The organism is Sphingobacterium paucimobilis HER1398 (assembly GCF_000416985.1).
Lineage (GTDB): Bacteria > Bacteroidota > Bacteroidia > Sphingobacteriales > Sphingobacteriaceae > Sphingobacterium > Sphingobacterium paucimobilis.
The window spans coordinates 557,257-579,732 of the sequence record NZ_ATDL01000015.1; the positions used below are offsets into that span (position 1 = coordinate 557,257).

A 22,476-nucleotide genomic window follows, 5' to 3' on the forward strand; every position below is an offset into this window, starting at 1 on the left:
TCCGCTAGCGCTAATTGACTACCGGAGGAGCATACAGTCTACCTAGGTCTTCGGTAGACAATGCATGGCGCTTCTGCTTTTCCCAAGCAACAACAAGCTTAGCCATCATATCATAGCGCGCCAACCCCTCAGGTTGATTATTACGCTGTAAATATTGGTTGTAGAACAGACCTGAAAGCTGCTCTACCCAACCACGTTTGGATTGCCAAAAGGCATACTCCTCTTTAAAGTCTGCACGCACTTTCTCTGACAGCAGATCTCGAACACGTTCCAGTTGCTCCTTATCTCCATACAAAGGCCTCAAAAGGCTCTGTATCGCAGCATAATACGCCGCATATCTATACCAGCCATTTTCATGATCCACCAACAAACGAAAAGCGATAAAATTACACTCATCCTCAAATCCAATTCCCATCTGATGAGATAACTCGTGTACATATACAAAAGGATAGGAAGAATTAGGAATCTCCTGATTAACATGGGCCTCCATACTAAACGGATTGAAATATCCAGACACCGTAAAGTAAGAAACCAACGCACTCGACAAAGGACTTTTTGCGTGCACCTGAGTCTTGGACAGCAAAGGAGTAAATACCGTATCCTGCCGGATATACTCCTGCAGATCCGCCCTCACCCCCAATCGGGACTGACCTTTTAGATCTAGCTGATCCCGCAATGTATTAGCCATCAAAATATACTTCCCCAGCACATCCCTATAATCATCCGCATGCGTCTCATCAACATCCAGCCCCAGATGCTTTGTAATAGGTAGTCTATAATAATTAAGCCCCCAATTCACATAAAAAAAAGTATACAGCACACAAAGGAAAGTCAAAAGACGCAATACATATCGTCCTCCTTTCTGCCAGTTCTTTTTTACCAAGGATCGCATCATCCCTATAAACAATCCTGCAATAACGAGGACAAATAGGAAATAAAGTAAATCGCCCACACTAAACGGAAGCCAAGAAAAGAGAATAACAGACAAATAAGAAAACAGCGGATAGAACCCTCGCGAATAATACCGTTCTATCCATTCCGGTTGGTCTTTCAAAAAGAACAGCCCAAATTGGAAAAGTACAGTCCCCCCCAAAAGCACATAATACTTAATATTACGATGATTATTACCCCTCGCTCTCATTTTCGTAATACAACTTATAGTAGTTCATCCCTTTCTCCTCATCATACCCATGTTCCAAATATTCCCGTTTCCCATGTACATAAACATGGAAATTCTTATCCAGCTTAATAACCGACTTATAGGAAGACTGCATTTTCTTTACCGCTGGAGTTGCAATCTCAAAGTTAGCCTGAAAAGGCAAATCAAACTCATCTTCAAAATTCTGCTTATATTCATTAAACAAGCCCGCGGCCTGAGGATTACCAATAACCTCCTCTTCAAACTCAGCACTATCAAATGTCTCCTTCGTCTTAAAATAATTCATAGACCGATTTAACAAATCTATTTTGTCTGCAGTCTCCAACACAAAGACTTCATCCAACTTCTCATTGACAAAGTTTTTATACACCTTCATCAGATTTCCCGTCTGTTGATAATTGTCATTCCGGGATTTAAGCTGCAGAAAATTATCTTTCCAATATACCGCTTCCGACTGATTCGTCTGATCGACGACAAGCACCTTAAACCCCTCCTCAGCTTCCGTATTGATAATAACGACCCCTTTATCCAGTTTATTGATATTGATAGCCTCTTGCTCATAGTTCAACTGAAAGCCCCCTTGTTCCGGATATACTTTCAGATAAGCTTCTTTATTCTCTGACTTAAAGATCCCCACAGCACTCCAATCCTCTCCTTCCATCTGCACATTCTTTAGCGATACCACATACACCTCCCCTGGCTTAATCTTAGGATGTTCGGACACCTCGTACAGATGCTTAGTGACCTGTTGCGAAAACTCATGAAAATCAATCTCCCGATCGAAAAACTTCTTACTGAAGTGATAGACTTCGTTAAGTTGCAATTCCTCATTCGGATGAAAAAAACGATACACCTCATTGGCCTTAACAAAAGGCTTCATAAAGTACTGCATCAATAAATCCGGCAATACCTCATCCCCCACTAAATCCACAGGAGCTTCGGATAAGATATAGAACTCATCATTGGCTTTATTACCGACATGGTGTATGGATAAATTTTCAAAAGAGGCATCTTGATAAAAAAACATAGTATAAAATTAAAAGTCAGAAGTTAAAAATTAGAAATCAAAAATAGCAATTGCCGCACGATAAGTCTCGACATGCGCATTGACAATATCACGAATCTGCGTTGAATACCCACCACCCATACTGACCTGTACCGGAACCTTTCGTACATTACAGCTTTCGAACACCATCCTATCCCGCTCTCGGCATCCGGTAGCAGACACCTTCAATTTTCCAAGCTTGTCCGAACTTAAGATATCGACTCCTGCTTGATAAAAAACAAAATCAGGATTGACCGTTTCAAAAAGGAAGGCCAGATTTTCTTTCAACAGCCTCAAATACAGCTCGTCTTGGATTCCATCCTCCAGAGCAACATCCCTATCGGAGCGCTCTTTGATAAAAGGAAAATTCTTGTCCCCATGCATCGAAAAAGTATACACCTCAGGGATACCACTAAAGATATGTGCCGTACCATTACCTTGATGCACATCCAGATCAATAATCAAAACACGTGTTGCCAATCCCTGCTCCAACAGATAAGCAGCCGCTATAGCCTGATCGTTCATCAGACAGAACCCCTCCCCAAAATCGCGACCTGCATGATGCGTACCTCCAGCCACATTAAAGGAGATACCATAGTCCAACGCAAACAAAGCAGACTTCAGGGTTCCATCTACTAGATAACGTTCTCGATCGACCAATTCCTGTGTCAACGGAAAACCTATACGCCGCACCATTTTTACATCCAACGTCAAATCAAACAACCGACGCAAATACCCTACATCATGAGCTAGCGCAGCTGTTTCAAAATCAACCATTTCGGGCTCAAAAAAATTAACAGCAGAGACCAGCCCCTCGTAGCAAAGCTGTTCAGGAATCAGTTCATACTTCAACATCGGAAAGCGATGTCCTTCACGTACAGGGTGAACATATTGGGTATGATAAGCGATTTTCAGCAATTCGTTATATTTTCAACCCACGAAAATACGAAGAAGTAAATAATTCGGGGAATTATTTACTTCTTACAACCCGAACATAGCAACTAGCTATCACCATTACAAGAACTTGCTTCGATTTGTCGGACAGGAACGACGAAATCATCTATTCAACTTAACTCCTCGTCATTACGAGGAGGAACAACGAAGTAATCTAATAAACATCTAAATACAATAAGCTTTAGTATATTTAACTCACTATAAACCAAACATTATGGAAAGAGGAGGTTGCGTCTATATCATAACCAACTATAATAACACCACATTCTACACAGGAGTTACGTCCGACATTCAATCGAGGATTTATGAACATATAAACCACACCCATGAGCACGCATTCTCTAAACGTTATAAACTAAGTAAACTCGTCTACTATAAATTTTACCCTAGCATAGAAGAAGCGATTAATGAAGAAAAGAGGATTAAAGGCGGAAGTAGATTAAAGAAAATCACATTAATCGAAACCCTAAATCCGCGTTGGGAAGATTTATACCAAAAAGAAGTCAAGCATTGGTAAAAGATTACTTCGTCTCCGCCAACCTGCGGATCCTCGTAATGACGAAATAGTAATTAATAATCCACCACCATTACAAGAACTTGCTTCGATTTGTCGGACAGGAACGACGACCGCCGAAGGCAGATGCGTAGCAAACCAATCTATCCAAAAGCACAGCCGCCCAATCCTAATAATACCGAAATAACAACAAACACAGCCCCTGCACTTTGCCAAACACGAATATTTCTTATCTTAGAAAACAATTATACTTTACAGACAACAATGGAAGAAATAAAAACGTTACCTCAATTAAGCCAAGAAGAAGTCCGTGTCTTAGGATGCCTGTTAGAAAAGTCGAAAACTACACCCGAATACTACCCCATGACCATCAACAGTCTGCAAGCAGCCTGTAACCAAAAAACATCGCGCAAACCCGTGGTGAATTATGATGAAAGCACCATCATCAGCACTTTAGATGGTTTAAAACGCCGCGGGTTAGTCTCTACTGTAGTAGGGGGAGGTTCACGCGTCACCAAATACAAGCACAATATTGCCATTCAATACCCTCTAGTACCTGCCGAATTAGCAGCTCTATGTCTATTATTCTTAAGAGGCCCCCTTACGGCTGGAGAGATCAACTCCAACTCAGGGCGGCTTTACGAATTCGAAACATTAGATGAAGTACAGGAATTATTAAATAAACTCGCAGAAGACGAAACACCCTATGTCAGGCTATTAGCCAAACGTCCTGGACAGAAAGAAGCCCGATACATCCATCTTTTTGGCGAATTCAACGAAGAAGACTACGAAACAAGTGCTACAACAGTCTCCACAGGATCAAGCGCTCAGGTACAAGCTTTAGAAGAACGGGTAACAACATTAGAAACAGAACTAGCAACCTTACGCGAAGAATTCAATAAGCTTATGGCAGAATTAAGCTAAAAACAAACAATGAAAAGAACAATTTCCCTGATTGTCGGAGTATTCGGCATGCTAACCATAAGTTTTGCCCAGACCTTTGTACCCCTAGTAGAAAACAAGCCTTCCAGTTTCAGAGGGTTGGCAACTTATGGAAAAGAGACCGTATGGGTATCCGGAAGCAAAGGAACCGTGGGCTACTCTAACGACAAAGGCAAGAGCTGGAAATGGGTAAATCCCATGGGGTATGAAAACAATGATTTCAGAGATATTGCGATCATCAACAAAAAGGAAGCCCTAATCATGGGAGTCGGCTCTCCTGCCATTGTACTAAAAACGAAAGATGCGGGAAAAACATGGACCAAAGTCTATGAAGATAACCGGCCTGATATTTTCTTGGACGACCTGACCTTAGATGGAAAAACAGGTTATATTTTAGGCGACCCTATCGATGGATCCTTCCAGCTTTTAAAAACCACCGACAAGGGAGACTCCTGGAAAGATGTAAGCAACGAGTTCATACTCTTTGCCGATTCAGGAGAAGCCGCATTTGCAGCTTCTGGTTCCTCTATGAAACAATGGAAAGAAAGACTGTATATCGGAACAGGAGGAAGATATGCCAGCTTTTTTGACCTGAACCCCAAAGCCCTCCGCGTTGACAAATACGATTGCCCTATTGTAGCGGGCAAAGCCTCTGCAGGGATATTTGCGATTGACTTCATTAATCCCAACACCGGAATCGCAGTAGGCGGCGACTACCTATCCGATCAGGACAATAGTAACAGCATACTTTTGACAAACGATGCCGGTAAAAACTGGTTCAGACCAGACACACCTGTGCTAGGATACCGTTCGGATGTATGCTATATCACCGAAAAAATCGTACTGGCCACCGGAACATCTGGCACAGACATTTCCTACGATGGAGGGATGAACTGGAAGAACATATCCCAAGATAGTTTTAACACAATCAGCAAAAGCCCTGATAATAAAACCATATACTTAACAGGTTCCAATGGCAATATTTTCAAGCTCATCTTATAACCCTTTTAGCATAAAATTTACCAGCTATTACATTTTAAAACAACAGCTGGTAAATTATTCCTTATATTCGACAAGTAGCCTCCTACAAGGCAACAACGAGAGTTACCCAAAGGCAGCTGAATCCGTGTTGAGTCCATGTTGAGTCCGTGTTCACTCCATGTATTCCTTGGTGCCAAGTCACTAGGACTTTACAAGCAATTCGTACACAGTTACTGTCTTAGTACATTCTTAATACTATCTAAAGACTATCTACATACAAGTATCTTATCTTCCAACCGTTTACTTAAGAGACAAGTAAGCTCATTTATGCCCTAAAATGTTAAAACGAATCAATATCACATACACTTTCCGACAAAAACAGCGAAGCCCTATACTATTGTATAGTATAGGGCTTTTGCAAAATTAAAAACAGAAAATCTTTAAACTTATAACCTATCCGATAGGCTCCAGATATTGCGCATAACAGTATCCCTCTTCCCCATCTTTCGTACGTACTAACCACCATTGGCTGTTCGCTCTGCTGATCAAGGTAATAATCTCATCCTTTGCAGCTTTCCCTACAATAGGCTGATCTGTCCCTGGTCCTTTACGTACATTGAGATTTGAGCTTTCAGTAATGACTCGAGCTTGTGTACCCGCTACCGCTGTAGACACATCTACATTCATAACTACATCACCAGACAAAAAATTAGGGTCTATCTGATTATAGATATCCCATAGTTTATTCTTGACATCGGCATTCGGAGCTGTACCTCTTATTTGTAAAACGCCATCCTGTTCTGCCATCTGCAGATCACTGATACCTGATGCATTAGCGGTATCAATCAAAACTTTATATTTATTTAGTAAAGACATATTTCTTTTTTTTAAAAATCACTATTTAACAACTAACGCCGACATATCCACTTTCTTCGGATTCAAGGCATCCAACGATTGCTTCAAAACCATAACCCGCGCCTGCTCCAATGTACCTGTAACCGTAATCACACCACCTGCTACTGTAGCTTTTACCGTTGGAAAATCTTTTGTTGCATCCACAATCTTAGCAGTCAGGTCTGCGTCATTGGTATTGATTTCTATAGGAGCCTGTACGGTGATATTATTGATAACAGATTTTACGCCTTTAGTGTCCGCAGCTTTGGCCGAACTCTCCAAAGCCATTCGCTCATCTTCTGAACCTACTGTACCTGTCAAGGTAACTACACCATCCTTAACGTCCACCATCACAGCTGGACTTGCATTAACAGCTGTTTCTACCTTCGCTTTTAAATCAGCATCCGACACCTTGGACTTACAAGAAATTGTTCCAAAGGCAACTACCCCAGCCACCAGGAACATGGATAATACTTTTCTTAAACTCATAATTCTATTGTTTTAAAATTTCAATAAAAAAACAGTTAAGCACTGCATTTGTTTTGGGGAGAGATTTATTTTTTTCGACAGGATTAAGAACACCAAACATATTGTATCTTAGCAAAACAGTTGCCACTATAGCCAAAACAACAAAAAAATGGTCTTTAAATCAAAAATCAGCACAGGACTGCTAATCTTACTTCTAGTTGCCATTTTACTTGCGCCTGCCATTATGTTATACCATCGCACGCATGTATGGGAAGCTATAATTCTTTTATTACTGACCTCCGCAATATGCCTCCCTACGTTGCTTAACACGCACTATACCATCGAAGAGAAGGTATTAAAAATCAGGAGCGGTCTACTTTATAAAAAAAATATCCCTATAGACAGCGTCCGAAAAATCGTAGAGACCAACAATATGGTCAGTTCACCAGCTGCATCCCTTGATCGATTAGAAATTTTCTTTAACAGCTTTGATTCTGTCCTGATATCGCCAAAGGACAAAGCCGACTTTATCAGCACCATTCAAGAGATCAATCCAAAGATCGAGGTTGTGTACAAGACCTAACATGTCTTTCCAGATCTTTTATTGCAGCCATAACCATCGATAAGTCCGATTGTCCATCTGGAAAAACACGCGTACTATAAGCATGAAATTTCCATACCTCCAATACCTCCTCCACAGCTACTGTATAGGGACGATATGCAGGATTAAGCGACGACAGCAAAAACTGCCCCTCAGGAAGCCAGCTCACCAACTTGAATACAAAATCCTGTTGCCCCTTTAGTAGCACAATACAAGGTGTACCGGCAGGAAGAGCTGTCCAATCTTCCACATAACTTCCCGTAACATCACTTCCATCTGGAATCGGCAACATCGAATCACCTACAATAGGAAAAATACGGTAAGTCCCCCCTTGTAGATGAGGCAATGAATATTTAGGCAAACTGGCTATAAACTCAGGATCTGCATAACTGGCCGCATACCCTGCCTTAGCCTTGATCGGTACATATTCCACATGCTCATTATTACTTTTATCTACACTGATGGCCAATACCCGAAGATTCCCCCCTTTTATAAAAACATCATTGCCCGACTCCAACTCTCTCAGTTTTAATTCGCCCAATAGCGGAAGGTTAACCTTGAGCAGGGTATCTATACTTACAGCAAAAAAATTAGAGAAATTCAGATAATCCTCTGGCTGAGGCGCCTTGGTATTCCCCGCTTCAATAGAAGCTAACTTGGCTCTTGTCAATCCCAATTTTTCTGCTGCGGCTTCCTGACTCAATCCCTGTCGTATCCGAAGGAATTTAATATTAGACGCAAAAAATATTTTTTGATTTACCGACTTCATTTGTTATTATAGATAACACTATATTGTTATTATTAATAACAAAAGTAACTAAACAATGCGATAGATACAAAAATGAATTAAATACGGAGGGTGTAGTATATGGAAGGGACAGCAAAACAAGAGATAATAAGACAGCTTCAGGAAAAGATTCTAAAATTAGAAGGTTTCAAACCCCATACGGGGATATTAAACCGTATTGACTTTGGTTTGGCCGACATAGAATCCGCCTTTCCATTCGGGACATTCCCTACAGCCGCAGTACACGAGTTCATCAGTCCTACTGCAGTTCATGCCACCGCAACCAATGGCTTTATTGCCAGTATAGTTGCCAAGCTCATGCACGCCGGCAATTTCTGTCTCTGGATCAGCACCAAACGCAGCCTGTCTCCTATTGGCTTAACCCATTTCGGAATAGCCCCACACCAAATCATCTTTATAGACATCACACAGGACAAAGACGCCTTATGGGTTATGGAGCAAGCCCTCAAATGTAACGCATTAGCAGCCGTAGTCGCAGAAATGGAAGAAGTAAGCTTTTCCGAATCCCAACGATTACAGCTCGCCGTAGAGAAAAGCAATGTTACAGGTTTCTTACACCGAAGACGCCCTCGTCATGAAAATACCTTGGCCTGCGTATCCCGGTGGAAAATACGCTCCATGGCCAGCCGTGTTCCAGACGGTTTACCTGGCGTAGGCTACCCGACCTGGGAGGTCTCTCTAGAAAAAGTCCGCAACGGCCGCCCTGGAAAATGGCAGGTAAGTTGGCAAAACAATCGACTGGTACATCTATCCAAAGAGACAATTCCAACGACAGCACGACCAAACCACGAACAATATGCCTAGACGTTACATGTGTATCTGGCTTCCGTTCTTCGGAACCGATCGAGCAGAGAAAGAACAGCCCGAACGAAGGAAAGCTCCATTTGTACTCACCCTTGCCCAAAATGGCCGTGTAAAAATACAAGCTGCCAATAGACCTGCACTACAGGAAGGAATATCCTGCGGCATGGTGCTGGCCGATGCCCAAGCCATATTGCCCCAGCTGGAATCTGCGATCTATGACGCCAACAGTCTCAACCAAACACTACAGGCTCTCGGGGAATGGTGCATCCGTTTTGCCCCCATAGTAGACCTACAAGCTCCTGATGGCATTGTCCTCGATATATCGGGCTGTGCACACCTCTGGGGAGGAGAAGAAAAATACGGCAATCACATTATCGACAGGATCGCTCAAGGAGGTTATCAGGCTCAGGCAGCAATTGCCGATACCATAGGCACAGCCTGGGCGGTAGCCCGGCATACCCAAAGGCTCACTATCGTTTCTACAGCACAACAGGCACAGGCCCTATCCGGACTGCCTCCCGCTGCACTCCGAATCTCCCTACAGACACAGCAACGTCTTCATAAATTAGGCTTTCGTTATATCGAAGAGTTTATGCATATCCCCAAAAGCACATTAAGACGGCGTTTTGGAGACGAACTTATCTGCCGATTAGGACAAGCATTAGGAACAGAACAGGAACACATCAGCCCTATAGAGCCCATACCGAGCTATCAGGAGCGATTATCCTGCTTAGACCCCATATCCACCAGCACAGGTATTCAAATAGCCTTAGAGCGTCTCTTAACCACCTTGTGTGATAGACTGAGGAAAGAAGAAAAGGGACTTCGTCAAGCGGTATTCAGGGGATACCGGATCGATGGCAATGTACAAACAATCCACATAGGCACAGGAAGAGCTTCCTCCAACCCCACCCACCTTTTCAAATTGTTTGACCTCAAAGTCCCCAACATAGAACCGGCTCTGGGCATAGAGCTGTTTGTTTTGGAAGCTACGTTGATAGAAAACAGCATCCTTCCACAGGAAGGTCTTTGGCAGACCAAAGGCGGGCAATCGGAAATTGCCGAATTGCTGGACAATATTGCAGCCAAGATAGGTTCTGGATCTATCCATCGCTTTCTACCTTCCGCCCACCATTGGCCCGAACGGACAATCGAGCCCACCTCATCCTTAGACACACAGCCCCAATCCGACTGGCCCAGGCATGCATTACGCCCCTTACACCTACTGGCACATCCCGAACCTATCGAGGTCATGGTTCCCCTTCCCGATTACCCACCGGCACTCTTTAGGCACCGTAAAAAGATATACAAGCTTGTCAAAGCGGATGGGCCCGAGCGCATCGAGCAGGAATGGTGGATCAGCGACGAACAACCGAGGGATTACTACCGTGTGGAAGATGAAAAAGGAGCCAGATACTGGCTATTCCGTTCCGGATATTACGGGCAGGGGGATCCTGAATGGTTTCTTCATGGTTATTTTACATAAACACAATGGAATATGCAGAACTACAAACTACCAGCAACTTTTCTTTTTTACGGGGAGGTTCACATCCCGAAGAGTTGGTAGAACAAGCGGTACAGCTCGGTTACAAAGCGATTGCCATAACCGATCGCAATACCCTTGCCGGAATCGTACGTGCGCATCGCGCAGCACGGGAAAAGGATATACATTTTATCCCGGCCTGCAGGCTCGATCTACTCGATGGCCCCACCTTACTAGCTTACCCCACCGACATAAAAGCCTACAGCAACCTTTCGACGCTACTCACAACAGGCAATCTTCGTGCTGAAAAAGGAGAATGTCACCTGTATAGCGCAGATGTGTTCCGCTATGCTGCAGGTACACAATTCATCATCCTACCACCAAAAACGCTAAACGAGGCCTTTGACTTTGAACCTGAATTCAGCCTGATACTAAAGCAATACCAAGAGCACCTGCGTGGCATGATCTACCTAGGCGCGTCTTTTCTGTACAATGGGGACGACCACAAAAAACTATTTCGGCTAAACCAGCTATCGGAAGAACTTGATATCCCCATCATCGCCCTCAATGACGTACACTACCACAATCCAGAGCGCCGTGAGCTCCAGGACGTACTGACCTGCGTGAGGGAAAAATGCACCATCCACACAGCAGGCTACCGTCTACACGCTCATGCCGAACGCTACCTCAAACCGATAGACGAAATGCACCGCCTGTTTCGCAACTACCCACAGGCCATCCACAATGCGTTAAAAATTGTACAAGCATGCCGATTTTCATTGGACGAACTGAAATATGTCTATCCGCAAGAGATTACCACCGAAGGGAGAACACCACAGGAAGAACTGGTGTATCAAACCTGGAAAGGTGCTGACCAACAATTCGACGGGGATATACCCGAAAAGATCAAAGCAACGATAGAGATGGAACTCGAGTTCATAGCCCGAAAGAATTACGCCTCATACTTCCTGACCGTATACGATCTGGTACGCTTTGCACGCGAACGGGAGATCCTATGCCAAGGACGCGGATCCGCAGCCAACTCGACCGTATGTTACTGCCTGGGTATCACTTCGGTGAATCCCAAAAACATTAATCTCTTATTTGCCCGATTTATGTCGGACGCACGGGACGAACCACCTGATATTGATGTCGATTTTGAACACGAACGTCGGGAAGAAGTCATGCAATACATCTACAACAAATACGGACGCCACCGCTCGGGTATCGTAGCCACAGTAACCCAAGTGCATTGGAAGGGGGCCATCCGGGATATCGGTAAGGCCATGGGGCTCTCCGTGGATGCTGTAGACCATCTGGCCAAGTCCAAGTACGAACTGACGGAAGAATGGCTCAACGGACAGGAACTGACCTCACAAGGATTCAGCGCAAAGGATCCATTCCTGCGAAAGGTGCTCGAACTCACCGAAACCTACATCGGATTCCCCCGGCAACTCGGGCAGCACACAGGCGGTTTTGTCATCACCCAAAACAACCTGGCCGAACTCTGCCCTATCCTGAATGCTCGGATGGAAGACCGAACCAACATCGAGTGGAACAAGGACGACATCGAAGCCCTAGGATTCCTCAAAGTAGATGTACTCGCCTTGGGCATGCTCACCTGCATCCGTAAAGGATTTGATCTGGTCAAACAGCATTACGGTCGAGAGATGACCTTAGCCAACATACCCCAAGGAGATAAAGACGTGTATGAAATGATCAGCCACGCTGACACATTGGGAGTCTTCCAGATTGAAAGCCGTGCGCAGATGTCCATGTTGCCCCGACTGAAACCTGAAAACTTTTATGACCTGGTTATCGAAGTCGCCATTGTACGCCCAGGACCGATCCAAGGTGACATGGTACATCCCTACCTGAGAAGAAGAAATAAAGAAGAAGCAGAAGACTATCCTTCGCCCGAACTAGAAGCTATTCTGAAACGAACCTTAGGCGTTCCCCTATTCCAAGAGCAGGCTATGGAGATCGCCATCGTCGCCGCAGGCTTCACACCTGCCCAAGCCGACGGGCTCCGTCGCAGTATGGCCACCTTCAAATCCAAAGGCAAGGTCGCCGAGTACGAACGCATGCTCGTGGAGGGAATGGTCAATAATGGCTATGAAGAAGAATTTGCCAGACGCGTCTTCCGACAACTGGAAGGGTTTGGAAGTTATGGCTTCCCTGAAAGCCATGCCGCCAGTTTTGCACTGCTCGTATATGTTTCCTCCTACATCAAGTATCACTACCCTGATGTGTTCGCCGCCTCTTTGCTCAATAGCCAACCCATGGGCTTCTATTCTCCGGCTCAGATTATCATCGATGCACGTAAGCATGGGGTGCAGGTCAGACCTGTAGATATCAACCATTCCGAATGGGACAACACACTGGAAGAGCTATCGGGGTCGTATCACGCATTAAGGCTCGGTCTAAGACAAGTAAAAGGTTTAGATGAGGCAGATGCTCATCTTTTAATAAAAGGCCGTCAGAAGGCTTATAAATCGGTCAATTCGGTATTCGAAGCCGGCGTCACTTTAAGTGCGCTGGAAAAGCTCAGCGATGCCGATGCTTTTCGTTCCATAGGTCTAGACCGAAGGCAAGCACTTTGGGAGGTCGCAGCTTTGGCAGACCATCCGACGGGTGCGTTTACCGGACAAGCCTCGAACAGCACTTTCGAAACCGAAGTAACACTACCACCCCTGTCACCGATCGAACATGTCATGGCCGACTATGCGAGCACCACACTTTCGCTCAAGGCACACCCGGTCAGCTTTGCCCGAAAAAATCTGGACGCTCTCCATGTCACCCCTTCTGCCAAACTCAGCGACATGCGTGATGGCATGTGGATAAAAGTCTGCGGACTGATTACGGTTCGCCAAAGACCGGGCACCTCCAAAGGCGTCCTCTTCATAACGATCGAGGACGAGACCGGTTTTTCAAACCTCGTGGTATGGGCAAAGATTTTTGAGACCTATCGCAAAGTCATCTTACAATCCCAACTGCTACTCGTCACCGGCAAACTTCAGATCGAAGGCGAGGTCATCCATGTCGTCGTAGAATCCTGTCACAACATGAATCATCTCTTAGCGATAAAAACCCGAAGCCGCGACATAGGCTCCATACAGAAATCAACTTCGACCTACGAAAAAAAAGCTACAGACAAAATTAGCACAAGTGGAATCCAAGGAGAGCTATTCCCATCAAGAGATTTTAAGTGATCCGTAAAAACATATTATTAAAAAAAATTAAAAAAGACTTGCAAATGTGTAATACATACACTATCTTTGTGGTATCATAATTTAGGTTTATAATTGGTTACAAAAGGTTTTCATTCTCCCCGTTTGAAAACCTTTTTTCTTTTCCCCATATCAGACGCAACCTTGTACTTCCACCCTCAGCTTTTCCGTTTTCATTTTTGAAAAACCAACGCTTGACAATTTTCCGTATTTCTAAAAATCCGTACTCCATACAAGGGTACATGACAAAAAAACAGTTTCTGTTTATTTGATAATTTTGCCGTCATCTCGCTGCGTCCCGATATATCGGGGATCATAGTGGAGACATCTAACGACCTGCTTGCATCTAGGCAGTCCATATACCTTTCCACGAATCGGAATGATGTACTGCCTAGAAAGAAAATCTACTATGTATCCCCCTATAATCTCTTCGGAAAAAGTCAAAAAAAAGCATTAAAATTACACTCGATTTCTAACTATCCAAGAACTGCATTTCTTGTCGAAACACAGTTCATAAAGTCAAAAAGAGAGTAAGCACTCACCTGGAGTGTTTTTCGTAAAACCGCATCTCAAAATAAGCTCAAAATACAATTACGAATTTCATAATTGAAAAATACTAACCTTTAATATATAATACTTTAAACAAAAACAAAAGAAGTAAAACTTTACATATAAAACAAAGTCAATACAGAAAAACACAGCGTAAATGGCTTAAAACGCTCCTAATGCATTGAAAATTTGTTAATAAAACAATAAATAAAAATTTAAAAATATTATAATCAAGTATATATCATAAACTACATAAACAAAAAAGTAAATATAGTTTTCACCACTTAGCGATAGGTGTAACTCCTCCCTTAGGTTTATCTCCAAGCTTCACCAACACCTCTGTACCCAATGGTAACAATACATCCATTCGAGACCCAAATTTGATAAACCCCAGCTCTTCATTTTGCTTCACTTCCATCCCTTCTTCGCTGTAATTCACGATGCGCTTTGCTAAAGCTCCTGCAATCTGTTTGGCCAAAATAAGCTGCCCATTTTTATGTTGTAGAACCGTCGAATAGCGTTCATTTTCGGTAGACGATTTGGGGTGCCAAGCGAAGAGATATTTACCCGGATGATACTTTCTATAAATCACTTTCCCTCCTATGGGGTACCGGTTGACATGCACATTCAGCACACTCATAAAGATAGAAACCTGGACTCTCCTACCTTCAAAATACTCATCACACTCCACCTCTTCGATCGCTACCACCCTGCCATCGCAAGGTGCAATTACCCATTCATCACTACCTGTGTGGTCCCGAAAAGGGATCCTAAAAAAGTAAATAACGAGCCCTAGTGGAACGGTGATCAACAGCAAAATCGACCAACTGATAAGAGGTGAAATCCCATAAAAAAAATAAAATGACAGTAGATTTAACAGTACATAAATACCTATCGCTATCCCTATGGAAGCGCTTCCTTCCTTATGAATTTTCATCTATTTTTCCTCCTTTATAAATTTGTAAAACATTCATTTTCTCCTTTGCATACAGCAGATCTTCCGCTCTTATTTCGGTCGAATCACGCGCATTTACCCGACTCAAAACTGCCGAAATAAACTCCGTCGTATAGTTTATAGACTCCGATATTGACCGTCCATTTTTCAATTCTACGGTCACCAACGCGGTAAAAAGATCACCTGTTCCCACCGCTTCTATAGGTATACGGGCGGCCATAAACCGTTCAATATGCCCATCAATAACCAACAAATTCTCCAAATATCCCTCCGGTGTATCCCGTAAATGGGCTCCTGTAATGATGATTTTCTTGTCTTTTAGCAGCGGAAAATGCGTCAATAATTCACTTAATTCTTCTTGAGTTTCAAATTTACCCCTTAATATATACTCCATTTCGAAGTGGTTTGGGGTCATAATATCGCATAGAGGAAGCAGCATTTTTAGGGAGTGAGCAACCGCATCTTCGGACAGGTACAGCCCTGAAGTACGGAAATCACCAAAGACCGGATCATAGATATAATAGGCTACACACCCGCTATCCTTGCAGGAAGAAATCCATACAGCAGTAGTATCAACAAGGGCTACAGCAGAGATATAACCGGTTATAAAATAATGGGATATGGTCTTATCCAACCCCAAATCCATCCCTATTACGAGCTCCGAAAAGAGTTCAGCTGCGATCACATCCCCCCTGTAATCGGGGTTATCGGTAGCCGAGGACAACAGGACAGTAGGAAGCATACAGACATCCGATGCGTGCAATTGTGCAGCAAACATAGCCATATTATTTCCCACATAACCCGTAGAAACCAGGCTCTGTACACTCACTATTTTAGCGTCTTTATCCTTCATTTTTTAATGCTCTTTTTAGTTTTTCTAGAAATACCTGCGCCTGTTCCAGGCTAAAAGTCAGGGCTGGCAACAACCGTAGCGTATAGTTTCCGGCATACCCTGTAAACACGCCCTCTTGATACAAGAGGCTCTTTCTCAACGCTGTTATATCTTTTTCAAACTCCACCCCAATCATCAATCCCCGACCGCGGACATCCTCCACTCCAGGTATTTTTTTCAGTGCCTCCTGCAGAAAATCCCCTACCACAGCCGTATTATGGAGCAACTCCTCGTCTTTCATGACCTCCAATACGGCCATAGCTGCTGCACAAGCCAGATGATTACCACCAAAAGTCGTCCCCAATTGCCCCATAACGGGTTTAAAAGAAGGAGATATCAAGGTTGCGGCCATAGGAAATCCATTCGCAATTCCTTTTGCCACCGTAATCAAATCAGGTTTTATACCCGCATATTGATGACTAAAAAAACGGCCTGAACGCCCATATCCAGACTGTATTTCATCCAATATAAGTAGCGTCCCCGTGTCATCGCAAGCTGACCGTACTTGATTTAAAAATAGATCATCTGCCACATGTATACCACCTACACCCTGTATTCCTTCGATAATAACAGCACAAAAAACCTCCGTCTCCAATTGCTTTCTAAGGCTCGAAATATCGTTGAAGGGCGTAAAAACAAAGTTGAAATTTTCATTGATCGGAGCACGCATGGAGCCAATATCAGTCGCTGCAACTGTCGCAGATGTACGTCCATGAAAGGCATTGGACATCGCCAGGACCTTACTGCGTCCAGTATGAAAGGAAGCCAGCTTAATGGCATTTTCATTGGCCTCAGCCCCCGAATTGGAAAAGAACACGCTGTACTCCGGGTAGCCGGACTGCTTCCCCAACTCCAGCGCCAACTGGTCCTGCAATTTATTCTCGACAGCATTGGAATAGAAAGCGATACGATCCAATTGCTGTCGCACAGCGTTGACATAGCGTGGATGACCGTGACCAATAGAAATAACGGCATGTCCACCATACATATCCAAATAAGCTCGTCCTTCTTCATCATACACATAGCTACCTTGAGCGCTTACAATATGAATATTGGACTTCTGAAATACGGCAAATGGGTTCATACAATGCTAAAATTTAAAACTATAACTAGAGATCTGACGATCATCTTTTGGAAAGACGAAATTCCGTCTAAATTCGATAATCCAACCAGTCCAGTTTTACTTTAAAGCCACAGACCAAAAACAACTCAAAAATGATAAGATGCTATGTACAAGCGCATTACAAAAACAAGAAGACCAACAGCGGACCATCTGGTATAGAAAACATCTGTAAACAATCGTATCTTTGGACCAGCAAACAATTTAAATCTGACACGACATGTTAAGACCCTGGACACTTGATATAGAAATAGACAAATCCGCTACAAAACCAATCTATTTGCAGATAGCGGATATTATAATCGAAAGTATCAAATCAGGTCGCCTCCCTAAAGGCACCGCCCTTCCGGGAAGCCGAACACTGGCTAACAGCCTACAAGTCAACAGAAACACGGTTATTGAGGCTATTCAGGTATTGCTCAATGAGGAATGGCTAACCAGCCAGGAAAGAAGGGGAACCTTTGTCTCGCACAATCTCCCAATTTCTTCAAAATCAAAATCCCTACAAGCGGAAAGCGGCATTGCACCTGAACCACAGCTCCCTGTGCACATTCCTTTTGATGATGGCCATCCGGACAGCAAAATCGCGCCTGTAGATCAACTTGGACGGGCCTACCGACAGATTTTCAAACGAAACGCCCGTTGGAAGATGATGGGATATTCAGAAACTAACGGTAACCTGGACTTTAGAAAAGCCATCGCAAGCATGTTAAACCAAGAGCGAAACATGCAATTGCATGAAAATCAGCTCTGCATCACGCGAGGAAGCCAAATGGCCATGTACCTGGTGTCACAGTGTCTTTTACGACCGGGAGATTATGTAATCGTCGAATCACCAGGCTATAGTTCAGCCTGGAAAACATTTGAAAAAGCGGGAGCGAATCTAATTTATATTCCTGTCGATTCGGATGGAATTGTCGTTGAAGATATCCTACCGCATCTCGCTTCAAACCCCAAAATAAAGGCAATATACCTCACTCCACATCGGCAATACCCGACTACAGTGACACTGAGTTTACAACGCAGGTTGGAACTGGTCAGCCTCTCCAATCAATATCAATTTACCATTATCGAGGATGATTATGACTATGAATTTCATTTTGGTTATCGTCCACTACAACCCATTTCGGCATTCTCCGAATTGGAAAATGTAGTCTATATAGGCACCTTAAGTAAGGTCGTTGCACCTGCCCTTCGGATAGGTTATCTCGCCACCAAAAACCAAAAACTGCTGGACAGCATTATTGATCTACGTCGTATCATAGATATTCAAGGCGATAGTATCATGGAACAGGCTGTGCTCGAGCTCATAAAAGACGGAACCATAAAACGCCATATACGAAAAGCGACTCTTCATTACCAATCCAGACAAAGCTTTATGGTGAAAATGTTGGATGAGCACCTCGCCACACAGGTCAGTTACCATATACCTCAGGGCGGACTTGCGTTTTGGATATGTCCCCAATACCCCGTCAACTGGACTATGGTGTTTGACAGATTAACAGAAAAATCAATATCCATCTTACATCCTTCTAACTATTACGAACATACGGGATATGAAGGACTTCGATTAGGCTATGGTTCTGTATCCGAAGAACAGATAAAAGAGGGAATCATAGCACTTGCGGATATATTGGCAAAGGCAAGATTGGCCAAGTAAGACAGATTTCTTTAGATTGCGTCATTGCGAGAGGTAAGTTTTTCAACAAATACATGGGAGTTTTAATGACAGTCAACGTCACCCTGAGCGGAATGCAGTGGAGTCGAATGGGTCTATCAACTGCATATGGTTAATTATATGGCTTCTAGATACCTCGACTACGCTCGGTATGACGAGATAGTTTACAAACCGAGCTTGCGAGTTCACCGTAGGTAATCTGTCTTTGCGAGCGAAATAACATGAAGCGAAGCAATCCCTTATCAACAATGAGATTGCTTCATTTCATTCGTAATGACGATAAACGCTATAATTAATACAAAGGATAGTCCATCATCCAGCTACTCACCTTCTCTTTGATCCCCTTCAGCTTGTTTGCATCGTCTTTGCTACGCAATGCATCCCCCATCAAATCGACAATGGTCTCCATATCCTTTTCGAGCAATCCACGTGTCGTAATCGCTGGTGTTCCAACCCGGATCCCAGAAGTCTGCAACGCTGATTTCGTATCAAATGGAATCATATTCTTATTCAAAGTAATACCCGCGTTATTCAGAACTAATTCGGCTTCTCGTCCGGATATAGACCAACTGGAAAGATCAATCAGTAGCAAATGATTGTCTGTACCACCGGATACCATATCAAAATTATGGGTGCGAAGGGCATTTTCAAAAGCTTTGGCATTCCGTTGTACCTGACGGATATAGCTATCATATTCTGCTGTAAGTATTTCGCCGAAAGCAACCGCTTTAGCAGCTATGATATGCATCAATGGTCCGCCTTGATTTCCAGGAAAAACAGAAGCGTCTAACAGTGACGACATCATGCGTATATTCCCTTTATTATCTTGGAGCCCAAAGGGATTCTCAAAATCAGCCCCCATCAATATTATTCCTCCACGCGGCCCACGTAAAGTTTTATGAGTTGTACTTGTCACCACATGACAATGCGGGATTGGATCAGACAGCAACCCCTTAGCAATAAGTCCTGCTGGATGCGCAATATCAGCCAACAATAAAGCACCTACACTATCCGCTATGGCCCTAAACCGCTGGTAATCGATATCGCGGGAATAAGCCGTTGCTCCTGCAATAATCAGATTCGGACGCTCCCGCAAGGCAATCTCTTGAATCTGGTCATAATTTAAAAAACCAGTTTCTTTATCGACGCCGTAGAAACTGGTTTTGTATAACTTGCCTGAAAAATTGACCGAGGCTCCATGCGTGAGGTGCCCACCCTGCACCAGATCAAATCCAAGTATCTTATCGCCCGGCTTAAGACAGGCCGACAATACAGCTGCGTTGGCCTGCGAGCCGGAATGTGGTTGCACATTGGCGTAACTGGCATTGAATACCTCTTTTATGCGGTCTATAGCGGCCTGTTCTACCTGATCCACAACCTCACAACCGGCATAATACCTCCTACCCGGATAGCCCTCAGCATACTTATTGGTTAATACAGAACCTGTCACCTGCATCACCTGCGGGCTTACATAGTTCTCTGAAGCAATGAGTTCCAGATCTTTCATCTGTCTGTCCTGCTCTTGTGCGATAAGATCAAAAATAAAGTTGTCTAATTCCATCATGCGTAAAAGTTTTAAGTTAAATACAGAGTGTCGTTATTATTTTCCGCAAAAGTAAGCTTCCAATGGATGGTATTGCTGGTACAGAATACGCAATAGCTACTGATCCAGTGACCTTCCTACATATCCACGACAGGGAGATTCATATAGCGAACCAAATAATACAACGACCAGGCAATAAAGCAAATAAGTAAAATCCACACCCAAAAGGGAATCGTCTGCGGAGTCTCGCTGCCCGATATCAGAAAAGACGTCTGATCTCCTTTACCATACGCATTGATCATAATGGGAACTACCCCATCGACCACAGCATCCTCCTGAATCCCCTCCACGGCTATTGCCGGACCATTACGCACCTCAAAAGGAATAGTCCGTATTCCTTCCTTACCGGAAGGGTCTTTACTGACTAACTTTAAGATATGCTTACCATCAACGAGCTTTCGGGTATCGATCTCGATATGAATAGGTGCAGTCACTACAGCCAGTGGACGCACCTCCTCGTCCATAAATATGTATATTTTGCTCTTCGCTTCCATTACCGTATACGTTAAACTTCCACTTCATTGATTATCATCCGCTTGATATGTGTATCTTCCTTCTCCATAGGCCGAATCAGCCATTTAATGGAGAAAAAAAGTGTAGCCAGCACCATCAAGGCTACAGCCCCTATAATCCAATAGTCAAATTGGCTGTCTGGCCCAGATCCATGCACCACACCCCTTAATATCTTGGGCTGATGCCGATCACAGACCGGGCAAGCCCATACCGATTGCTGTATTACGAAAAACGCAATAAGCAGTATACTTTTTAGCTTTTCCATTACTTCATTTGTGTTTTTAAATACTCCATCACTTCTTTAACCTCTTCTTCGCTCACCTTGGGCGCTTTATTGCCCCAACTGTTACGCTCATAGTTTATAATCGCAGTTACTTCCTTTTCCGTCCAGCCCATATTATTCCCTACGGCAGGCATTGCACTATATTCAGGTCTAGAATCATAACCGTTCATGATAATATCCACATACAGCTTGAGGTCATTGCTAAGCACGATTTTACTGTTTTTCAGCGGAGGAAATGCCCCCGCCAACCCTTCGCCCGAAGCCTGGTGACAGGATTGGCAATTGGCAGCATACAATGTCTGTCCATCCAATAGTCCATCATCCATTTTTGATACGGTTTCCCCGGATTTCTCTTCCGGCTTATAAAGAAAAGATGGCGTAGTTGTAGCTTCAGGAAGCGGAGCTTGCTTCAACTCCTGCAGGTAAGCAACAAGATATAGCGCTTCTTGGGTGGCCACTACCCTTTGATTTCCTTTGCGCATAGCCAGCGGTACATTTACCGCAACATCCCCTTCTTCCAAAACCTCTTTAGATGTAAACAACCATGGGTAAGCCGGCATAATAGACTCCTTAACAACCAGACGCGGATTATATAAATGGAGGAGATGCCAATCCAGACTAGGTTGCCTATTTCCTACATCCGTCAGGTCAGGTCCTGTTCGTTCAGTCCCCATCAATGTTGCTGTATTTCGCCAGGTATCCACACGCGTGCTCAATGCATAATCAGCAGCTATGGATGGTCTATTGCCCCACACTTTGTCCATATGCACATTACGTACCTGCTGACTATGGCAAGCTACACAGCCATTAGATATATACAGATCTCTACCTTTTCTTGCATTTTCGCTCAGGGGCTGCGCATCCGGCAGAGGACCGTTATTCATCTGATTATCAAAAGCAGGTACAATAGCGATAACAACAGTCAACAACAGAAATAAAACCGTAGCCGTTGTAAATAGCTTTTTATGATTATTAAAAATTTCCATTTCAGCTTCCTCTC

At 43.7% G+C, this 22,476-nt stretch carries 21 protein-coding genes; 8 read left to right on the plus strand and 13 right to left on the minus strand.

Going from position 1 to position 22,476, the window contains the following annotated elements; translation table 11 throughout:
- Positions 1 to 10 precede the first annotated feature (10 nt).
- Genes M472_RS35220 through M472_RS35230 form a run of 3 tightly spaced genes read right to left on the minus strand, consistent with a single transcriptional unit; the run spans position 11 to position 3,122 of the window.
- Entirely contained in the window at positions 11 to 1,141 is a 1,131-nt protein-coding gene (locus M472_RS35220; protein ID WP_021070653.1) for a DUF3810 domain-containing protein, read from the minus strand.
- Positions 1,125 to 2,186, minus strand: a complete 1,062-nt coding sequence (locus M472_RS35225; RefSeq protein ID WP_021070654.1) for a nucleoid-associated protein — start codon at positions 2,184 to 2,186, stop codon at positions 1,125 to 1,127. Before M472_RS35225 ends, M472_RS35220 begins: the two co-directional genes overlap by 17 nt.
- A 30-nt stretch (positions 2,187 to 2,216) precedes the next feature.
- A complete protein-coding gene (locus M472_RS35230) occupies positions 2,217 to 3,122 on the minus strand; it encodes a histone deacetylase family protein (RefSeq protein WP_021070655.1) in 906 nt (301 codons plus the stop codon).
- Positions 3,123 to 3,372: 250 nt separating this feature from the next.
- On the opposite strand from M472_RS35230, the gene M472_RS35235 reads away from it, so the two are divergent.
- The 3 genes from M472_RS35235 (at position 3,373) to M472_RS35245 (ending at position 5,616) form a co-directional block, all read left to right on the plus strand.
- On the plus strand, positions 3,373 to 3,675 hold the full coding sequence (locus tag M472_RS35235) for a GIY-YIG nuclease family protein (RefSeq protein WP_021070656.1): 303 nt from the start codon (positions 3,373 to 3,375) through the stop codon (positions 3,673 to 3,675).
- 261 nt (positions 3,676 to 3,936) lie between these two features.
- Entirely contained in the window at positions 3,937 to 4,596 is a 660-nt protein-coding gene (locus tag M472_RS35240) for a YceH family protein (protein WP_031301768.1), read from the plus strand.
- A gap of 9 nt (positions 4,597 to 4,605) precedes the next feature.
- Complete coding sequence (locus M472_RS35245) at positions 4,606 to 5,616, plus strand: YCF48-related protein (protein WP_021070658.1); 1,011 nt, start codon at positions 4,606 to 4,608, stop codon at positions 5,614 to 5,616.
- Positions 5,617 to 6,048: 432 nt separating this feature from the next.
- Here the strand turns inward: M472_RS35245 and M472_RS35250 are convergent, their stop codons facing one another.
- Both M472_RS35250 and M472_RS35255 read right to left on the minus strand, forming a co-directional pair.
- The gene (locus M472_RS35250) at positions 6,049 to 6,471 is read right to left on the minus strand and encodes an SH3 domain-containing protein (protein WP_021070659.1); all 423 of its coding nucleotides are present in this window, start codon (positions 6,469 to 6,471) and stop codon (positions 6,049 to 6,051) included.
- Between the two features lie 21 nt (positions 6,472 to 6,492).
- A complete protein-coding gene (locus tag M472_RS35255; protein ID WP_021070660.1) occupies positions 6,493 to 6,978 on the minus strand; it encodes a BON domain-containing protein in 486 nt (161 codons plus the stop codon).
- A 148-nt stretch (positions 6,979 to 7,126) separates the two neighbouring features.
- Here M472_RS35255 and M472_RS0122850 point away from each other — a divergent pair, with 148 nt between their 5' ends.
- The gene (locus M472_RS0122850) at positions 7,127 to 7,540 is read left to right on the plus strand and encodes a PH domain-containing protein (RefSeq protein ID WP_022829362.1); all 414 of its coding nucleotides are present in this window, start codon (positions 7,127 to 7,129) and stop codon (positions 7,538 to 7,540) included.
- Here M472_RS0122850 and M472_RS35260 read toward each other — a convergent pair.
- A complete protein-coding gene (locus tag M472_RS35260) occupies positions 7,506 to 8,327 on the minus strand; it encodes an XRE family transcriptional regulator (RefSeq protein WP_021070662.1) in 822 nt (273 codons plus the stop codon). The genes M472_RS0122850 and M472_RS35260 overlap by 35 nt on opposite strands.
- A gap of 99 nt (positions 8,328 to 8,426) precedes the next feature.
- Here M472_RS35260 and M472_RS35265 point away from each other — a divergent pair, with 99 nt between their 5' ends.
- The 3 genes from M472_RS35265 to M472_RS35275 are packed head-to-tail and all read left to right on the plus strand — an operon-like array spanning position 8,427 to position 13,865.
- Positions 8,427 to 9,170 carry an ImuA family protein gene (locus tag M472_RS35265; protein ID WP_021070663.1) on the plus strand — a complete coding sequence of 248 codons (744 nt, stop codon included), beginning with the start codon at positions 8,427 to 8,429 and terminating at the stop codon, positions 9,168 to 9,170.
- Complete coding sequence (locus tag M472_RS35270; RefSeq protein ID WP_022829363.1) at positions 9,163 to 10,656, plus strand: Y-family DNA polymerase; 1,494 nt, start codon at positions 9,163 to 9,165, stop codon at positions 10,654 to 10,656. The genes M472_RS35265 and M472_RS35270 overlap by 8 nt, the downstream gene beginning before the upstream one ends.
- A gap of 5 nt (positions 10,657 to 10,661) precedes the next feature.
- On the plus strand, positions 10,662 to 13,865 hold the full coding sequence (locus M472_RS35275) for an error-prone DNA polymerase (protein WP_021070665.1): 3,204 nt from the start codon (positions 10,662 to 10,664) through the stop codon (positions 13,863 to 13,865).
- An 844-nt stretch (positions 13,866 to 14,709) separates the two neighbouring features.
- Here the strand turns inward: M472_RS35275 and M472_RS35280 are convergent.
- The 3 genes from M472_RS35280 to M472_RS35290 are packed head-to-tail and all read right to left on the minus strand — an operon-like array spanning position 14,710 to position 17,363.
- Entirely contained in the window at positions 14,710 to 15,369 is a 660-nt protein-coding gene (locus M472_RS35280) for a phosphatidylserine decarboxylase family protein (RefSeq protein WP_021070667.1), read from the minus strand.
- The gene (locus tag M472_RS35285) at positions 15,356 to 16,240 is read right to left on the minus strand and encodes a PfkB family carbohydrate kinase (RefSeq protein ID WP_021070668.1); all 885 of its coding nucleotides are present in this window, start codon (positions 16,238 to 16,240) and stop codon (positions 15,356 to 15,358) included. Before M472_RS35285 ends, M472_RS35280 begins: the two co-directional genes overlap by 14 nt.
- Positions 16,230 to 17,363 carry an aspartate aminotransferase family protein gene (locus M472_RS35290; protein WP_021070669.1) on the minus strand — a complete coding sequence of 378 codons (1,134 nt, stop codon included), beginning with the start codon at positions 17,361 to 17,363 and terminating at the stop codon, positions 16,230 to 16,232. The genes M472_RS35285 and M472_RS35290 overlap by 11 nt, the downstream gene beginning before the upstream one ends.
- Positions 17,364 to 17,619: 256 nt before the next feature.
- On the opposite strand from M472_RS35290, the gene pdxR reads away from it, so the two are divergent.
- On the plus strand, positions 17,620 to 19,059 hold the full coding sequence (gene pdxR, locus M472_RS35295; protein WP_021070670.1) for a MocR-like pyridoxine biosynthesis transcription factor PdxR: 1,440 nt from the start codon (positions 17,620 to 17,622) through the stop codon (positions 19,057 to 19,059).
- 310 nt (positions 19,060 to 19,369) lie between these two features.
- On the opposite strand, the gene M472_RS35300 is transcribed toward pdxR, so the two are convergent.
- The 4 genes from M472_RS35300 to M472_RS35315 all read right to left on the minus strand — a co-directional run bounded on the left by M472_RS35300 (position 19,370) and on the right by M472_RS35315 (position 22,462).
- Positions 19,370 to 20,638, minus strand: a complete 1,269-nt coding sequence (locus tag M472_RS35300; protein WP_031301773.1) for a serine hydroxymethyltransferase — start codon at positions 20,636 to 20,638, stop codon at positions 19,370 to 19,372.
- Positions 20,639 to 20,757: 119 nt separating this feature from the next.
- The gene (locus M472_RS35305) at positions 20,758 to 21,174 is read right to left on the minus strand and encodes a hypothetical protein (protein ID WP_021070672.1); all 417 of its coding nucleotides are present in this window, start codon (positions 21,172 to 21,174) and stop codon (positions 20,758 to 20,760) included.
- 11 nt (positions 21,175 to 21,185) lie between these two features.
- The gene (locus M472_RS35310; RefSeq protein ID WP_021070673.1) at positions 21,186 to 21,458 is read right to left on the minus strand and encodes a hypothetical protein; all 273 of its coding nucleotides are present in this window, start codon (positions 21,456 to 21,458) and stop codon (positions 21,186 to 21,188) included.
- Positions 21,458 to 22,462 (minus strand): cbb3-type cytochrome c oxidase subunit II, encoded by a 1,005-nt coding sequence (locus M472_RS35315; RefSeq protein ID WP_021070674.1) that lies wholly within the window; start codon positions 22,460 to 22,462, stop codon positions 21,458 to 21,460. The genes M472_RS35310 and M472_RS35315 overlap by 1 nt, the downstream gene beginning before the upstream one ends.
- Between the last annotated feature and the right edge of the window lie 14 nt (positions 22,463 to 22,476).

Bases quoted from the DNA above. Each gene is read 5' to 3' on its own strand.
- M472_RS35300 (WP_031301773.1), bottom strand. From the start codon at position 20,638: ATGGAATTAGACAACTTTATTTTTGATCTTATCGCACAAGAGCAGGAC.
- M472_RS35225 (WP_021070654.1), bottom strand. From the start codon at position 2,186: ATGTTTTTTTATCAAGATGCCTCTTTTGAAAATTTATCCATACACCAT.
- M472_RS35245 (WP_021070658.1), top strand. From the start codon at position 4,606: ATGAAAAGAACAATTTCCCTGATTGTCGGAGTATTCGGCATGCTAACC.
- M472_RS35250 (WP_021070659.1), bottom strand. From the start codon at position 6,471: ATGTCTTTACTAAATAAATATAAAGTTTTGATTGATACCGCTAATGCA.
- M472_RS35270 (WP_022829363.1), top strand. From the start codon at position 9,163: ATGCCTAGACGTTACATGTGTATCTGGCTTCCGTTCTTCGGAACCGAT.
- M472_RS35240 (WP_031301768.1), top strand. From the start codon at position 3,937: ATGGAAGAAATAAAAACGTTACCTCAATTAAGCCAAGAAGAAGTCCGT.
- M472_RS35290 (WP_021070669.1), bottom strand. From the start codon at position 17,363: ATGAACCCATTTGCCGTATTTCAGAAGTCCAATATTCATATTGTAAGC.
- M472_RS35305 (WP_021070672.1), bottom strand. From the start codon at position 21,174: ATGGAAGCGAAGAGCAAAATATACATATTTATGGACGAGGAGGTGCGT.
- M472_RS35310 (WP_021070673.1), bottom strand. From the start codon at position 21,458: ATGGAAAAGCTAAAAAGTATACTGCTTATTGCGTTTTTCGTAATACAG.
- M472_RS35235 (WP_021070656.1), top strand. From the start codon at position 3,373: ATGGAAAGAGGAGGTTGCGTCTATATCATAACCAACTATAATAACACC.
- M472_RS0122850 (WP_022829362.1), top strand. From the start codon at position 7,127: ATGGTCTTTAAATCAAAAATCAGCACAGGACTGCTAATCTTACTTCTA.
- M472_RS35285 (WP_021070668.1), bottom strand. From the start codon at position 16,240: ATGAAGGATAAAGACGCTAAAATAGTGAGTGTACAGAGCCTGGTTTCT.
- M472_RS35255 (WP_021070660.1), bottom strand. From the start codon at position 6,978: ATGAGTTTAAGAAAAGTATTATCCATGTTCCTGGTGGCTGGGGTAGTT.
- M472_RS35280 (WP_021070667.1), bottom strand. From the start codon at position 15,369: ATGAAAATTCATAAGGAAGGAAGCGCTTCCATAGGGATAGCGATAGGT.
- M472_RS35315 (WP_021070674.1), bottom strand. From the start codon at position 22,462: ATGGAAATTTTTAATAATCATAAAAAGCTATTTACAACGGCTACGGTT.
- M472_RS35275 (WP_021070665.1), top strand. From the start codon at position 10,662: ATGGAATATGCAGAACTACAAACTACCAGCAACTTTTCTTTTTTACGG.
- pdxR (WP_021070670.1), top strand. From the start codon at position 17,620: ATGTTAAGACCCTGGACACTTGATATAGAAATAGACAAATCCGCTACA.
- M472_RS35220 (WP_021070653.1), bottom strand. From the start codon at position 1,141: ATGAGAGCGAGGGGTAATAATCATCGTAATATTAAGTATTATGTGCTT.
- M472_RS35265 (WP_021070663.1), top strand. From the start codon at position 8,427: ATGGAAGGGACAGCAAAACAAGAGATAATAAGACAGCTTCAGGAAAAG.
- M472_RS35260 (WP_021070662.1), bottom strand. From the start codon at position 8,327: ATGAAGTCGGTAAATCAAAAAATATTTTTTGCGTCTAATATTAAATTC.